Source organism: Paenibacillus illinoisensis NBRC 15959 (genome assembly GCF_004000925.1).
In the GTDB taxonomy this organism is placed as follows: Bacteria; Bacillota; Bacilli; order Paenibacillales; family Paenibacillaceae; genus Paenibacillus; species Paenibacillus illinoisensis.
Genome location: NZ_BIME01000002.1, coordinates 339,235 through 354,901, shown reverse-complemented (window position 1 = coordinate 354,901; position 15,667 = coordinate 339,235). Strand labels below are relative to the sequence as shown.

Here is a 15,667-nt window from a genome sequence, read left to right as displayed (position 1 = left end):
CACGCGTTATGTTCAGGTGCCATTCAACCTCTTCAAACAGTGGAGCTGCTTCGATGACCCACGCTTCAGCTGCGCAGCCAGACGCTCATTTCACCCGGTTCACGGTTCCCCCACAGATAATAAGGAATGGCGGTAAAACGTACCGGAATGCGAGGTTTGCGAATCGCTTGGTACAGTTGATCTTCTGTCCATGCTGACCCATCCGTAGTCAGTCCGTCGCCCTCGACAACAACGCATCCGCCAAGTAATTCCGGTGCATCGCGCTCCGTTAAGTTCGCTGCTTCGGCAATGGATAATGAAGCCAGCGGCGCTCCGTTATCCGCCTCTTCCACGCAATATACAAGTGGTCCGCGCTGAATGGCTGCTTTGCCTGCATCAGCTCGAATCTGCGGATGAGCTTCTATCAAGTGCGTTTCAAATGGCAGTAACCACTCTAATGAATCTCCTTCCGACCAAAGTCGTTGGATCTGAGCATAACCATTGTTCAATGTATATGCCTGCTCTTCCCCATTCACTCGCAAAACTGGCTGCCCACTCTGGAACCAGTTTGGAACTCGCAACGCGAGTGTGAATGCAGCACCATCTGAACTGTCTGGAGCAAGCGAGATATTGAAGTTGATTTTTCCATTCCAAGGAAGCTCCGAATGTTGACTCAGCTTGACTGTCCTGCCATCGGCAGACGTAAATTCTACCGTACTGCCAATGTATAAATGAACATGAACCGTGTTCCCTTCCGTAGAGACATCATAAATATAATCGTTCAGCGAGCTGAGCAATCGCGCGACGTTTGGCGGGCAGCAGGAACAGCCGAACCACTTCTGACGGACCGGTTTCACATGATGCTTGTCCGGATTGCGCATGCTGGCCTCTGGCCATACCTCAAGCGGGTTGACATAGAAAAAGTGTTTGCCGTCCTTGGACATGCTGCCAAGCACGTTGTTGTACAGCGCACGTTCCATCACGTCCGCATACTCACTCTTCGCCTCCAGACGAAGCATGCGGCGCGCCCAGAAGATCAGTCCGATGGATGCGCAAGTTTCCGCGTACACCGCGTCATTCGGCAGATCATAATCGAAAGTGAATGCCTCGCCCAAATGTGTCGCGCCGATGCCTCCCGTAATGTACATCTGTTTGCGAGTTGTATTGGCCCACAGCCGTTCGCACGCTGCTCGCAAGCTCTCATCCTTCGTCAAACGGGCGAGATCGGCCATGGCCGTATACATGTAAACGGCACGTACGGCGTGTCCAACGGCTGCTGTCTGTTCCCGTACCGGAAGATGGGATTGGTACATTTCCAAGTTCGGTGAACCGTGCGACCAGATGTTTGTTCTGCCTCCCCGTTCCCATTCCTGGATGAAATAACTTGGGCTGCTGCCCCGCTCATCAATGAAATATTGGCTAAGATTCAAATAACGTTCCTCACCGGTTGCATGATATAACTTGACGAGAGCCAGTTCAATCTCCTGGTGCCCGCAGTATGCCCGTTTCTGGTTCTCTCCCGTACCGAAGAGATTGTCGATTAAGTCAGCGAAACGGCATGCAATGTCCAGCAGCTTACGTTTGCCCGTTGCATCAGCGTAAGCCACCGCAGCTTCGATCAGGTGTCCGGCACAGTACAGTTCATGGGCTTCATACAGGTTTGTCCACTCTTTGCCCGGTTCCTTGATTGTAAAATAAGTATTGATATATCCGTCATCCCGCTGAGCCTGTCCGATGAGGTCGATTGCCCCATCTGCGGTGTCCTCCAATTCGGAATCAGGATGACTCCGCAGCGAATAAGCAACCGCTTCCAACCATTTATATAAATCGCTATCCTGAAACACCCATCCGCCGAATTCTCCCTGTTCCAGACCGGCAGCAATTCGGAAATTGCGAATGGCGTAACTGGGTTCCGCCCCTTCGATACGATCATTCAATGCCTCCCATTGATAGGGTATGACGGTTTGACGTACCAGTGCGGAATAATCCTCCCAAAATGAGTCCCGGATATGAACCTTTGTTGTCTGCATCAGTAGTACCTCCTATATTAATTGACTCTTTACGAACTCAATTATATGCTTGGTATAACCGACTTAATAGGAATGGAATGAACCATTTTCTATAAAATATGACACAAGCGAAAGGATGCGAATGTCCTGGGTGAAGACACCATGATTGAACTTCATATGCCCCCACTCCCCTACTATTTGGGATCGGGCCTGACAGAGTATAAAAGCGGGGACCAGCATCCCCATCGCAGCAACATCGGGGCGTATGATCTGCTGATCCTTGTCCGCGGAGAGATGTACATCGGCGAGAATGGATCACAATGGACATTAACCGAGGGAGACATGCTGCTCCTGCTGCCTGATGGAGAACATTATCCGATCCGACCTTGCGATCAGGATACCGTTTTTTACTGGGTTCACTTTGAGCATGCACCAAGACGGGATGCATTAGTGGCAGTGGCAGTGGAAGTGGAGAACAATACATCTCCTTACACAACCAGGCCGTTTATTAACCCTTACACGCTGCGATTGCCAAAATACATGCATTTGACTGACTCACGTACGGTGTTCGGTATGGTAGAACAGCTGCTCACCCAGCCGTCTACGCTTTCCTTTTGGCAGGAACAGCAGCTTCTCGGAGAACTGCTCAGCTTGCTTGAAGAAGAATGTTTCGGCCGAACAGATTCGGTGGCTTCCCGGTTGGCTGAACGGACAGTAGCTTACCTTCAAGCTAACTACCGTGAGAAAATAACGAATGAAGCCCTCGCGACCGCCCTGCACTTTCATCCAAACTATATTGTACGATGCATGAAGTCGAGATACGGATGTACGCCATCCGATTATTTGCAGCAGTTTCGGCTGGAGCGGGCCAAACGTCTCCTGGTCACAACCGATTGGTCCATTGACCGGGTCGCCGAGGAAGTGGGTTTCCGTTATTCCCCGTATTTTTCGTCCTGCTTCAAACAGGAATTCGGCTCTTCTCCGCTGCAATTTCGCAAGCAATACTTTAAATAGAATTGAGCTGCATTGCTAACAAATTTGAAAGTCTTCATGATCAATCATGGAGGCAGCGATTGTCATGAAATCTTTGGCTCCAATTTCAAAATGTCCTTTGCGGAATGGTAATCCCCAATTTCGATTTCCGCGTGTAAAGTCGAGTTCGTTTAATAGAGAGGCAATCTTTACTTCCCGACACGGAACATAACGGATATCCCGGCGGAAGGGTACAAATGATTCCGTCATCTGATATTTATAGACTGGGCTGTCCTTCACCTGGCCAATAGCGGTAAATGCCTGGAGCGGCTTCCCTGTCGACATGTCTGTGCGCGGAGAATAGTATATCAGCCAATCACCTGGGGACATCAGACGCAGTGATACTGCCTTGCCGTGACACAACTGTGCAAATCCGCCTTCTACGGCTGTATGGACATGAGAAGCAGAAACAACGCCAATCCAATATCTGCTTGTCTGATTTGTTATAACCGACATTAGATTTCCCCTTCTCTCTGCCCAATGCCTAATTCCATCTTCAAACGATTCAGTTGCAAAAAGTGATGTCTGTAATGCATTTCAATCAATAAAAACCATTCCTGGGCATCCAGTGCCCCAAGTCTTGGGTGAATAACTTTATCCGTTGCTGCCGATGGACGTAAAACAGCTTCCATGTCTCTCATTTCTTCAATGACTTGATGCAGCCCTTCAACCAGCTGCTCCTTGTTCTCCGGTGACTTCGGAGTGTATTGCGGTGAAGCAGGGACTTTAACTCGAATGGCCGGAAATTGTTCTTGCTCGAACACGCTTTCCCCCAGCTCCGTTTTTCCCTTATTCGAATGTACCGATGGTTCGCTGTGAACCAAACATTGTTTTATATTAGGCAGGTGCATAAAGAGCGCTGATTGAATCAAATGCATATACATCTGTCCTATGGACCATTCCTCCTCATTCGTCTTTCTATGTAATTGCTCCATATCAAGCTGTTTCAATTCAGCCAAATACCTCTCTACCACATTTTCAAAAGATTTTAATACATGAAGTGTGTTTTTCATCCTTCCAGCAACCCCTTTTCATCTTAGATATAATCAAAGTATAAAAAAACACTACTGACAGGGGTATGTCAGTAGTGTTTTAAGATATTTTTCGCAGCTTCTTGAATTCGCAAGCGCAGAGACTCCGGCTCAATCACTTGAATATCCCCACCCCAGCCAAGCAAATGATGCAATAGTTCTTCCGTATGCCGGACACGAAAATGAAAATTCACACCGTCCACATGATCCTCTATGGTTTCAATATAGAAGTTGACTCCCTCTATAATCTTGTCTGCTATTTCAGGGTTTGCCCTAATCAATACCCGTACATTCCGATCATCAGACGGCCGATATTTGCTTAGGTCAAAACCATCCGGTAAAAGAAAGCGATCCTTCAATACGTGAAGTTCCGTCATTCGGGACAGTCGGAAATGACGAATGTCTTGTCGCATATCGCAGTGTGCGATTAAAACCCAATGTTCATGCAAAAGGGATAATCCATATGGAGAAACCTCCCGGAGATTGCTTCGATTCCCGTCTGGCCCCGGCATTTTTTTACGGTACATAAAACGAATCTTGTGCTTTTCCAAAATGGCGCTACGTATTTGCATAAGGTACGTTTTAACCGTCTCCCCAGTTAAGGGATCACTTCCATGAAGGAGTCGCATGGTTTCCCGAACACGTGAAGATTCATCTCGAACGGATTCTGGTAAAATAGCTTCAATTTTACGTTGAGCCGATTTGGCTTCATGTGCGTATGTATGATCCAATCTCTGTTCAATAAAATCTGCCCCCATGAGCAGGGCTACGGCTTCTTCGGCTGTAAAGCTAACTGGGGGGAGAAAATATCCTTCCATTAGAGAGTAACCCTGACCAGGTGCTCCTATTATTGGCACCCCAGCTTCGCTTAGTGCTTGCATATCCCGATATATCGTTCGTACACTTGTCTCAAACCGGGAAGCCAGATCTTCTGCCCTTAGCGTTTTGCTGCGCTGTAACTCAAGGGTAATTGCAAGATGCCGCTCCGTTTTATTCATACTTCTATCCTCCGCTTATCCATCATCCAAACTGCATTCATTCTATCATAGTAAGGCGGTATGGGATGAATGAGATTTAGCGAAATGCGATATTGAGTTTCATCGATATCCGACGGAACAATAAGCCTTTTTCCTCAAAATAACGAACTATTTTTTCAGAATTACTCTATTCGTTTCTCGTATTTGAATAAAATCAGCTTTTGAGTAAGCTGAACCTCTTTAGTCTTTTGGTACCCAAACTTTTCGTAAAAGTAATGATTACGAAAGCTTAAATGCGGTGTATATAAGGTCCATAATTTTGTATTCGGAAATTGTGATTCCACAAATTGAATTGCTGCAGTACCTACGCCCTTACTCTGATTAGAAGGAGAAATGAACACCTTATCAATGTGCATGCGCTCATCGTTGCCTCTTACCTCAATCGCACCTATAATTGTTTTTTCCTCTAAAATGGTAAAGTGTTGATATTTTCTAATATTTTCAGCTAATTTTTCATAGGTTTCACATGCCGGATTAGATTCAAAGTCTTCGTACTTTTCCAAATCCTTTTGAAACGCTTCTTTTTGAAGAAGAAGCAATGCTTCAATATCTTCTAAGGTCGATTTCTTAAATGTTATAGACATCTTTTATTCTCCTTTTCCATAAGAAAGCCAGTATGCTTATCCGCTTGTCTAAAAGAGCATAGAGGTTCATTTAAGTATGAATTGTAGCTAGCTGTGATCGACATACATCCAAGGCACGATAGGCGGAGCGTTCCATGTATGCCAAGATCTCGTCTAATGAAAAAACACTCAACTCCTGCTGGACATGTTCCACTGGGTAGTTAAAGTCCTCCAGCGCCTGTTTTTTCAATGCGAATACATTCTTCTCATCAAGTTCATCCATAACTGGTATGTACACAGCGGAATTCAGTGCTTCGTATAGTCCCTCAGAAATAAACATCTCATTCAGCTTCGCATTGCACAATCGAAAGTCATGGTGATAGCGATCGTACAGTGTAGGCTCCTTGATCAGTCGCTCTTCCAATCCGCTAAAGTAAGATTTCATTGCCCAAACTTCATCCGCCACCAAATGAGTTAAGTAACCCAGCATGAAAGGTTCAGTAATACGCTCCTTATATTTATTGATGAAACGCCCGTACTCCCATCGCCTGTTGACGCCATACTTGAATTGATCCCCTAGAAAATGGGTATCTCCTTTTTCAGATTTTGCATCTGGCGCTATGGCGCCAAGGAGCATATCCCCGCGTTGTTTGATAGACAGCTCCTTGCCCACAAAATCTGAAATCAACAAATGCATCAACCTAGAGCCCACCTTATCATCCCCTTGATCCATTTCAGATGTTCGTAATCCAATGATAGTACCACATATTGGGATTAACGCTCAAAAAAAACAGCCGATCCATTGATCAGCTGCCTTGATAGAAACTTTGGTATTAGTTAATCGTAAATGCAAACTACTTGTTCTGTGATGGCTTCATACCTACTAATATCTTAAAGTCCATCGTAATTTGTCTCAGATCCATCCGTAAAATCTGTTCTCTGGACTCTTGTGAAGCCCCCCAAGATAACGGAGTCATCCCAAGCAAAGGTGGAATGAGGTGCTCACTTAGGCTAACTTGATATTGAATGTCTTCAACCGCTATTAAATTGAACCGTTCGTTAAAATAACGAATTGTAGGTGTATTGGAATAGACCTGTTTACCTGTTCCTTTATAGAGGATATCTCTTATTTCTTTTAGATAGTGCTGCTCTGGAACCACTTTAATCACCAAACCATCATCTGAGAGCAATCTCTGGAATTCGGAATAATTGGCTGGGGATAAAATGTTTATGATGAAATTGAATTGCTGGTTAACCAGAGGGATGTTTGCAATATCTGCAACACACCACATGACATTTGAATATTCCGCTGCTGCAAGACTGATCCCCTCTTTTGAGATATCGATCCCAACGGCCAATAAAGGGTTACGTTTTCTCTGATTAATAATGGTTTGTATGCTGTTCAGATGAGAACCTTCTCCGCAACCTGCATCAAGTAAACGTATTGGTTCTTTGGTCTTGTTTTGACTCACCATTATTTCACTTACGGCAGCCTGCAAGGGATGAAACAACCCGCTCTGACTAATTATTCTTCTTGTTTCAAAGGTTTGTCTATCATACTTAGACTTAATGGATCGTGAGGATAGATTGATATATCCTTGCTTGGCAATATCGAAACAATGCTGATTCATGCAGATTAAGCTCTGCAAGTGAATCAATTTCATCGGTTTACTGCATAACGGGCAACGAAATATCTCTTGGGAGTCCCTGATTCTCTCAATACTCATCTGCTTTTTACTTTTGTTGAACACAAAAAAAGCACCCCTTCATTCGTTTTAGGTCAACGAAAAAAGGCACAGTCAAACAAACCCGGCTTCTTGTTTTAAAAATTCCGGGGGATGTGAGCTGTACCTCTCCCTACCTTAAACGAATGAATTGGATGATCATATTTAAGCGCTCCTTATCATGATAACTTTAAAGCACTTAAATAGTAACATGTTTCGCATGTCTGGTGAACATTTACTTAAATCATAAAAAACATCACTTTGATGAGGCATATCTTCACCTAGTTACCTGTATTGTTAGTTTCCGAAGCACGTTGTTCGAAAGTATCTAAATGCTGCATCGAGTTCCCGTGAGTTGCCCATACTACGTACCGAATATATATAAGGGAGAGACTCGAATGGATCTGCAGAGCGGTAAATTATACTGGCCGACAACAATAGCTAATCCCCCCTCTTATTCTAAGTTGGAGGAGGACATATCCTGCGATGTGCTCATTATCGGCGCTGGCAGCTCCGGAGCTCAGTGTGCAAATTTCCTTTGTGACCAGGGTGTATCTGTCGTTATCGTCGACAAGAGAAGAGTTGGAGAAGGCAGTACCAGCACCAATACGGCCTTGATTCAATATGCAGGTGAAAAAAGTTTTGTATCGCTCAAGCACTCCTTTGGTGAAGAAATAGCCTCTCGTCATCTGAAGCTATGTGAAGAGTCTATTAATCATATCGAGCAAGTAAGCAGTCAATTACCCATCAATCCTGATTTTATAAGACGTGATAGCCTCTATTACGCAAGCTATGAAGAGGATGTTTCCGCTTTGAATGAAGAATATGCCCTTCTACAGAAGTACGGATTCAAGGTAGATCTGTGGAATGAGGAGCACATATCCGGCTCTTACCCATTCCGGAAAAAGGCAGCGCTGTACTATCACGACGATGCCGAGATGAACCCTTTAAAATTTGTATATGGACTTCTTGAGAAAGTAAAAGCTCAGGGAGGAAAGATCTATGAGAACACGGAGATAACAGGCAGACGATTCGAACAGGAATATGCTGTCTTCTACACCAAGGAACGTCGCGAAATCCGAGCCAAACATGTAATTATTGCAGCCGGGTATGAAGATAGTGATTTTAAATCCGAAAAGAATGCTACGCTGGCAAGCTCCTATGCCGTCATTACGAAGCCTATTAACGATTTTTCAAGCTGGCACAAACGAACATTGATCTGGGAAACTGCACGCCCATATGTGTATATGCGTACAACCCCGGACAATCGGGTTATTATCGGAGGAATGGATAAGGATACTTCCTTCGCTTCAACCCGAGATTCAAAAATCCTGGCGAGCAAGGACAAGCTCATTCAAGAGTTTAACAAGCTATTTCCTGACATTCCTGCCGAGCCTGAATACTACCTGGGCGCCTTCTACGGAGGCACGCATGACGGATTGCCTGTCCTCGGCCAATACGAGACATATCCCCACTGCTATATTTTGATGGCATACGGAGATAACGGAACGGTGTATAACGGTGTCCTAGCCAAAATTGTTTCGGATCAGATTCTTACTGGATCGAGTTCGGATCTCGATATCTACCTGCAAACCAGACCGCTTATTTCCAGGTAATCCAAGATAAAAACGACCTTCACGGCAAATGTATGGGTACAGGTCTGCAGTAACATGCTCAGGTTCTCGTTCCCCTGGAACAAGAACCTGAGACACAAAAAAGCCGATTTCACAATGGAAATCGACCTTCGACAACGCTCTTGTTCCCGTTACTCCGTGATAATAATCGGACCATTTTTGGTCAGGATAATCGTATGTTCGATTTGAGCCACATAGCTGTTTTTGGTAGCAAAGGTCCAGCCGTCATTTTTTTGGAATACTTCTTCTTCAGAAGTTGAAATAAACGGTTCAAATGCAATAACCATTCCATCTTTTAGCAATTCATCATCCGATGTATCGTTGTAATTATAAATATGATCGGGTGCTTCATGGATTGTACGTCCAATACCATGTCCTGTAAGATTTTTGATAACCGTTAATTCATGCTGCTTTGCAGTTTGAAACACTGCTTTTCCGATGCCGCTTTTTTTGGAACCGGGTTTTGCTTTTTTAAGCCCTGCTTCAAATGCTTTTTTTGCAACGTCGCATATTTTGGTTAATACTTCTTCTCCCTCGCCAACTACAAAGGAGATTCCCGTATCTGCAAAATAGCTATTCTTGGAGCCGGATACATCTATGTTTACGATATCACCTTCCTGAATAACGCGCTGTCCAGGAATCCCATGCGCTACTTCATCATTAACACTGATACAAGTGTACCCCGGAAAATCATATTCACTTTTTGGAGCTGACACGGCCCCTTCTTTGGCAAAAAGCTCTCCGGCTATGTCATCGAGTTCTTTCGTCGTTATACCCGGAACGGTCCGCTGTACCAATTCATCGCGTATGGCGGCTACGATCTTACCAATTTCCTTCAAACCATTAAAGTCTTCTTCTGTCTTTGCAATCATTTTTTCTACCTCACTATCTTTTATCATCAGGGCATTTCATTAATGCTATTCTCTCGAATAACTCAAACCATGTAAATGAGTAACCATACCTCTAACTAAACTTACCTGACAGGTTGTTGGATGAGCCTTATTATAATCTCTCCAAAATCATCGGTGTTCAGAAGTGGAACACTCGGCCATTTGTGACCACATTTATTTATAATAACGCAAATAAGCGATATTAACTATCCTGTCAATACGAAATTTAATGCCAAAACATCATAATTTCTTCAAATTGGTTCATCCTATAAAGAGGGATCAAAGTACTTTCCAGAGAGAAGGGGATTCGAGATTGAATGGGATAAATGAGTGGCTCAAGCAGATCGCACATAATTACGTACTGATTGTTATTGCGGCAATATTATTTTTTGCAGTTAAAGCCGTAATCGGGTTTATTACATATAAGCATTATGATAAACAATTAACAATCTTAAACCAGAAGCTTAATACCCTACTTGAGGATAAAAATAAGAGGAACTAATGGATAAACCGGCTTTGTGCTAATGGTCGTTGAACAGGAGGAATGATCAACATGTTGGGAAATATTATTTTTGGTTTTATGATTCCTGTTCTAATTGGTGGATGGATTTTACGGAGACAGCCCAAAATTCTTCTCCTTTTTTATCCGCTAGGAGTAGCTGCCTCTGCTTGCATCAACAGTGTGGGTTTCAACTTTTTCTGGAACATACTCCCTAACTCCAATAATCAGTCCTATACCGCTCTTCCAATGGATCTGGGCATCTACCCGATCTCAGGATGTCTTATGATGTATGCCATTATCAAAAAAGGCACAAAACCCTGGCTCGCCATAGTCATTACATCCGTGGTTCTTACCCTCATTGAATGGCTGGCCAAAGAATTGGGCAGAGTAGTGTACTTCAATGGATGGAACATCTACTGGACTGCCGTTTCCTACCTTCTGCCTTTAGCTATAGCTTACGGTTACGGCCTTCTTTTCAGAAAGCTGTTCATACATTCAGAACTATAAGAAGAGATTTTACATGTCAGCCATCGCCATTTCTGATTTCTTGTCACCCGGAACACCAATCCTCTATGTCAAAAAGGAAAAGCCCCTTACATCTGTCTAAGGGGCTGTGAGTTGATTATGCTTCTTCCTGTTCGGCCTGACTAGGCCCGGCCATGAGACCTTGGACAGCACCCATGAACGGCTTGATGGACTTGATCATACCGTAGCCCATTTTCACGACGGGCACGAATTGCTGAATCATGCCGAATAACCGCATTCCTCCGCCAAGTAATCCTCCAGCACCTCCAGCTGCAGCCCCGCCACCGAGCCCGCCAAACAAGGAACCCATCATGGGTAGAAAGGACGAAACCTGCGCTTGCGACATTTGGCGCGAACGCGTAGACGGCTTACGTGTGCCTTTGCCCTGTTTTCTTTTGTGAGAGGAGCCTCCCTTACTGCCTGAAACAGCCTTACGGTTCCCGTTGGAACGATGGGAGCTGTCTCCTGGTGTCGGTGTGCCCAATACGGTTCCTCCACCAGTTAGCACCACTCCACCGTTATTCACTTCAGCGATATAACCAATGTATGTTTCACCATTATGAAGAGTCACGCAGACGGGTTTGGCTTTATATCGCTTTGCCTTTAGGCGTATATCGTTGATTTTAGCCATAGAATTCACCTCGCTCTACTGAATCTCCTGTAGTTTACGCAATAAATGGACTGCTTGCCTGTGCGAATGGGGCATATGTAAGGTATTCTCAAGACACCAACGATAATTGGAAGCCCAATGGCTTCTGAGCCAATTCCGATTGCTGCTCCAGCAAGTGTACCAACACTAAAAAGACCATGAAAAGCAGGCAATAAAACTTTATTTAACGCCTTCTCGACTGCAGAACCTTCCATGTTCAGACCGACTTCAGCTGCACCAAAACCACATCCAAACAGAAATAATCCAGTCATAACGAGCGACGTGACCTGTATTGATGCTTCGATCCCTATGACAACAAATTCAACAATTTCTTCGACAGGGTTAACACATAAGAGAGTGCCTTCAGGAGCAAAAAGCAGTCAGATGATCTATTCCAAGCCGCTTATAATTAGCGTTCAGTGTGAATTTCACCCGCCATCTGTACAAGATGTCTATCTCAACGGTGCGAAATGGCTGATTGACGATAGAATCTTCTCCGTTCGTTCGATGACCTCAGAAGTAAGTACCAGTTCGGTCGCTTTGATGTTTTCTTCAATTTGTGCCGGTCTACTGGAGCCGATGATGGCCGAACTTACAGCAGGCTGACGCAGAATCCATGCCAGAGCAAACTGGGATAACGTTGCCCCGAGCTCATAAGCCAGTTCCGACAGCTGTGCAGTACATTGGAGCACGTCTTCACGCAAGTAACTGTTGATAACCCCATTGGTTTGATTATTGGAAGCCCTTGTTCCTTCTGGAATCTGCTGTCCAGGTTTGTATTTGCCCGTCAAAACACCTTGTGCTAATGGAGAAAACACAATAAGTCCCTTTCCTTCCTGCTCACATTGTTCAATAATACCTTCTCTCTCGATATAACGTTCAAACATGTTGTAAATCGGCTGATTGGATATGAATGGACGTAGATTCAGGCGTTTGCCGATCCCGGAGGCTTCCGCAATCTGTGCTGCGGTCCATTCGCTGACACCCGCATACAAAATTTTGCCCTGTGCCTGCAAGTCATCTAATGCCCTAAGCGTTTCATCAATAGGTGTTTCGGAATCAAAGCGGTGGCATTGATACAAATCAATGTAATCGGTACCTAATCGCTTTAAGCTCGCTTCGCACTGCTCCATAATGTGTTTGCGGGACAATCCACGATCGTTTGGACCCGGTCCTTGTGGGAAAAAGAGCTTAGTGGCCAGTACGTAACTGCTGCGTGGATAGCGTTTCAACGTACTGCCCATTACCTCCTCCGCACCGGGATAGGAATTGGATGTATCGAAAAAGTTGATGCCCCGTTCATATGCCTGATGCATGCAGGCACGCGCTGCTTCCTCCGATGTAGCCGATCCGTAGGTCAGCCAGCTCCCCAATCCGATTTCGCTTACTTTCAATCCGCTTCTGCCCAGTCTTCTGTACTTCAACCAAATCACTCCTTCATTGAATGTTAAAATGAGAGCTTATCTCCTGAAAACGCTCTATTGAACAATCTTAGGATAGTGGTTAAACTTAGGTTTAAGTCAAGCCATTCAATCGATTTTTTTGAAAGGAAGATTTGCTTGGAATTTACGATTAAACAAGTCGCGGAACGCATCCAATTACCGCCTTCCACGTTACGCTTCTACGACAGGGCAGGTTTAATGCCTTTGTTGAAAAAGACAAAATACGGTACCCGCCAATATTCCGAGATGGATATCTGCTGGCTGGAGTTAGTCCGCTGCCTTAAGGACAGCGGCATGTCCCTGGAAGATATCAAAGCATTTATGTTGTTATGCCTGGAGGGTTCTTCCACGAGTGAACAGCGAAAGGTTATGCTGGAGCAGCATCGACAAAATATACTGAAACAACTGGATATGCTGAACTGCAGTCTTGGTACAATTGACTATAAGCTGGAGCATTATAACGAAATTGGCATCTTTCACATCGACTCCAAATAGCATATCGATTGTTTAATATTCTATAAAAAAAGAGGCCCATCTGAATCTGCTGGTTCAGGTGGGCCTCTTCATTTAAATGAAAAGTTTATAGCAGATCGAACCAATCCAGACGGCAAGGACGATCCACACAAGGATAAACAATCCTCCTGTAATCCAATTCGTGGGTTTACCTTTCTTTCGGATCTCCTCCGCTTTATCCCTGCAATCCCGGATGACTTCTTGAGGAATCAGCTTCAAAGCTATTGTAATGCCGAGGGGCACTATAATCAGGTCATCAAGATACCCAAGTACAGGTATAAAATCAGGGATCAGGTCTATTGGACTGAAGGCATAAGCTACTACGCCGACCGCAAATAATTTTGCATACCAAGATACCCGAGGATCCTTGTACGCCAGGTACAAGACGAATATATTTCGTTTGATCTCCCTCGCCATGGCTTTTACTTTATCGATCCATTTTATTTGTTTCATCTTCTGCCCTCGCCGCTTGTCATCGTAATGAATTGATCATAAACCATTCACCTCCGGTTTGATAGCAAATTATGAGTATACTTCAGGCATCACACTCACAGCATTTATCCACAGGGCTTCCTTCCACTCCCTGTCTGCACTTGCTGGTCCTCTTTTTTTGTAAACTTTTTACACAACGATTACAGAGGACTGGGACTTCTTTTACAGTCGAATGATAATGTTCATATTGACGGACAAATGAATAAAGATACATATGTTCATGTTTGATAATAAAAGGAGGAATTATCATGAAATTATCCAAAAAAGTACTACCTGCAGCTGCACTCAGCCTCGTCTTTGCCGCTTCTACCGTCTTGTCTGCTGGTCAAGCCCACGCGGTACAAGCCGTTAGTGTAGAGACAAAAAAAATCAAGAATATCATCTTCCTCATCGGTGACGGCATGGGAACGGCTTATACTTCCGCTTACCGTTATATGAAGGATGACCCTTCGACTAAGATCATGGAGAAAACGGTATTTGATCATTATCTTGTGGGCGCTCAAATGACCTATCCGGATGACGACACACAAAACGTAACTGACTCGGCTTCCGCGGCGACCGCAATGTCTGCTGGTGTGAAAACGTATAACGCAGCTATTGCTGTTGATAATGACCATACTGAAGTGAAAACGGTTTTGGAGCAAGCCAAGGAAAATGGAAAGTCCACCGGACTTGTAGCTACGTCTGAGATCACTCATGCTACACCTGCTGCCTTCGGTGCTCATGATATAAGCCGGAAGAACATGGATGCAATCGCAGATGATTATTATGATGAATTGATCAATGGGGAGCACAAAGTTGATGTGCTTTTAGGCGGAGGAAAAACCAATTTTGTACGTGAAGATCGTGACTTGACCAATGAGTTTGAAAAAGCCAGTTATAGCTACGTGACTGATCGCAGTGCACTTCTCAAGGATACAAATAAACAGATTCTCGGACTATTTGCTGACGGAGGTATGGACAAGTTGATTGACCGTACTAGCGAAACGCCTTCGCTGGCCGAGATGACCAATACAGCTATTGACCGCCTGAGCTCAAACGAAAATGGGTTTTTCCTTATGGTTGAAGGAAGCCAGATCGACTGGGCGGGTCATGATAATGACATCGTTGGGGCTATGAGCGAAATGGAGGATTTTGCTGCAGCATTCGAGGCGGCTATTGATTTTGCCAAAGAAGATGGAGAGACACTTGTCGTAGCAACGGCTGACCATTCCACTGGTGGACTTACGCTCGGGAAAGACGGAGAATATAACTTTTTCGTGGATCCGATCAAAGCCGCTGTACGCACTCCAGACTTCATGGCAGCTCAAATCGCTAAAGGGGCTTCGGTGGAAGAAACACTTAAGAGCTATCTCAAACTTGAGTTAACTTCCGAGGAGATTCAATCGGTAAAAACCGCAGCTAAAGACGCAGATGTCACGACGATCGACAATGCCATCGAAGCGATTATTGATAATCGCTCGTTCACTGGCTGGACGACAGGCGGACATACGGGAGATGACGTGCCAGTCTACGCTTACGGTCCGGCAAGTCATCGATTCTCCGGCCTGATTGATAATACGAATAATGCAGAGATCATTTTTGATATCTTAAAGAAGCATAAATAATAATCTGCCTTTCACCAGTAGCCCTCCTCTTTATCCCA

General features: G+C 44.6%; 17 protein-coding genes. 5 read left to right on the top strand and 12 right to left on the bottom strand.

The genetic code is table 11. From position 1 onward, the window contains the following. Positions 1-65: 65 nt before the first annotated feature. Positions 66-2,009, bottom strand: a complete 1,944-nt coding sequence (locus tag PIL01S_RS06995; RefSeq protein WP_127536880.1) for a glycoside hydrolase family 127 protein — start codon at positions 2,007-2,009, stop codon at positions 66-68. Positions 2,010-2,150: 141 nt separating this feature from the next. Between PIL01S_RS06995 and PIL01S_RS06990 the strand changes: the two genes are divergently transcribed. Then, positions 2,151-3,002 carry an AraC family transcriptional regulator gene (locus tag PIL01S_RS06990; RefSeq protein ID WP_174818670.1) on the top strand — a complete coding sequence of 284 codons (852 nt, stop codon included), beginning with the start codon at positions 2,151-2,153 and terminating at the stop codon, positions 3,000-3,002. A gap of 15 nt (positions 3,003-3,017) precedes the next feature. Here PIL01S_RS06990 and PIL01S_RS06985 read toward each other — a convergent pair whose 3' ends face one another. From PIL01S_RS06985 to PIL01S_RS06960, 6 genes are all read right to left on the bottom strand, one after another. Further along, entirely contained in the window at positions 3,018-3,476 is a 459-nt protein-coding gene (locus PIL01S_RS06985) for an EVE domain-containing protein (protein ID WP_127536878.1), read from the bottom strand. Then, complete coding sequence (locus tag PIL01S_RS06980; protein WP_127536877.1) at positions 3,476-4,033, bottom strand: DinB family protein; 558 nt, start codon at positions 4,031-4,033, stop codon at positions 3,476-3,478. The genes PIL01S_RS06985 and PIL01S_RS06980 overlap by 1 nt, the downstream gene beginning before the upstream one ends. Positions 4,034-4,101: 68 nt before the next feature. Beyond that, positions 4,102-5,049, bottom strand: a complete 948-nt coding sequence (locus tag PIL01S_RS06975; protein WP_127536876.1) for a helix-turn-helix transcriptional regulator — start codon at positions 5,047-5,049, stop codon at positions 4,102-4,104. 161 nt (positions 5,050-5,210) lie between these two features. Next, positions 5,211-5,672 carry a GNAT family N-acetyltransferase gene (locus PIL01S_RS06970; RefSeq protein ID WP_127536875.1) on the bottom strand — a complete coding sequence of 154 codons (462 nt, stop codon included), beginning with the start codon at positions 5,670-5,672 and terminating at the stop codon, positions 5,211-5,213. A gap of 70 nt (positions 5,673-5,742) precedes the next feature. Next, the gene (locus tag PIL01S_RS06965) at positions 5,743-6,348 is read right to left on the bottom strand and encodes a zinc dependent phospholipase C family protein (RefSeq protein WP_127536874.1); all 606 of its coding nucleotides are present in this window, start codon (positions 6,346-6,348) and stop codon (positions 5,743-5,745) included. A gap of 157 nt (positions 6,349-6,505) precedes the next feature. Then, positions 6,506-7,402 carry a putative RNA methyltransferase gene (locus PIL01S_RS06960; RefSeq protein WP_246058107.1) on the bottom strand — a complete coding sequence of 299 codons (897 nt, stop codon included), beginning with the start codon at positions 7,400-7,402 and terminating at the stop codon, positions 6,506-6,508. A gap of 371 nt (positions 7,403-7,773) precedes the next feature. Between PIL01S_RS06960 and PIL01S_RS06955 the strand changes: the two genes are divergently transcribed. Next, positions 7,774-8,991 (top strand): NAD(P)/FAD-dependent oxidoreductase, encoded by a 1,218-nt coding sequence (locus PIL01S_RS06955; protein WP_127536873.1) that lies wholly within the window; start codon positions 7,774-7,776, stop codon positions 8,989-8,991. A gap of 149 nt (positions 8,992-9,140) precedes the next feature. Here PIL01S_RS06955 and map read toward each other — a convergent pair whose 3' ends face one another. Beyond that, positions 9,141-9,881 (bottom strand): type I methionyl aminopeptidase, encoded by a 741-nt coding sequence (gene map, locus PIL01S_RS06950; protein ID WP_095286620.1) that lies wholly within the window; start codon positions 9,879-9,881, stop codon positions 9,141-9,143. A gap of 571 nt (positions 9,882-10,452) precedes the next feature. On the opposite strand from map, the gene PIL01S_RS06940 reads away from it, so the two are divergent. Next, positions 10,453-10,908, top strand: coding sequence for a CBO0543 family protein (locus PIL01S_RS06940; protein WP_127536871.1), 456 nt, complete (start codon positions 10,453-10,455; stop codon positions 10,906-10,908). Between the two features lie 115 nt (positions 10,909-11,023). Here the strand turns inward: PIL01S_RS06940 and PIL01S_RS06935 are convergent, their stop codons facing one another. The 3 genes from PIL01S_RS06935 to PIL01S_RS06925 form a co-directional block, all read right to left on the bottom strand. After that, the gene (locus tag PIL01S_RS06935; RefSeq protein WP_127536870.1) at positions 11,024-11,557 is read right to left on the bottom strand and encodes a hypothetical protein; all 534 of its coding nucleotides are present in this window, start codon (positions 11,555-11,557) and stop codon (positions 11,024-11,026) included. A gap of 5 nt (positions 11,558-11,562) precedes the next feature. Further along, a complete protein-coding gene (locus PIL01S_RS06930) occupies positions 11,563-11,847 on the bottom strand; it encodes a hypothetical protein (RefSeq protein WP_127536869.1) in 285 nt (94 codons plus the stop codon). Positions 11,848-12,027: 180 nt separating this feature from the next. Next, entirely contained in the window at positions 12,028-12,999 is a 972-nt protein-coding gene (locus PIL01S_RS06925) for an aldo/keto reductase family protein (protein ID WP_127536868.1), read from the bottom strand. A gap of 135 nt (positions 13,000-13,134) precedes the next feature. Between PIL01S_RS06925 and PIL01S_RS06920 the strand changes: the two genes are divergently transcribed. Further along, entirely contained in the window at positions 13,135-13,512 is a 378-nt protein-coding gene (locus PIL01S_RS06920) for a MerR family transcriptional regulator (protein ID WP_127536867.1), read from the top strand. 72 nt (positions 13,513-13,584) lie between these two features. On the opposite strand, the gene PIL01S_RS06915 is transcribed toward PIL01S_RS06920, so the two are convergent. Further along, positions 13,585-13,983, bottom strand: coding sequence for a YkvA family protein (locus tag PIL01S_RS06915; RefSeq protein ID WP_127536866.1), 399 nt, complete (start codon positions 13,981-13,983; stop codon positions 13,585-13,587). Positions 13,984-14,270: 287 nt separating this feature from the next. Between PIL01S_RS06915 and PIL01S_RS06910 the strand changes: the two genes are divergently transcribed. Continuing rightward, positions 14,271-15,629, top strand: a complete 1,359-nt coding sequence (locus PIL01S_RS06910) for an alkaline phosphatase (protein WP_127536865.1) — start codon at positions 14,271-14,273, stop codon at positions 15,627-15,629. Positions 15,630-15,667: the final 38 nt, after the last annotated feature.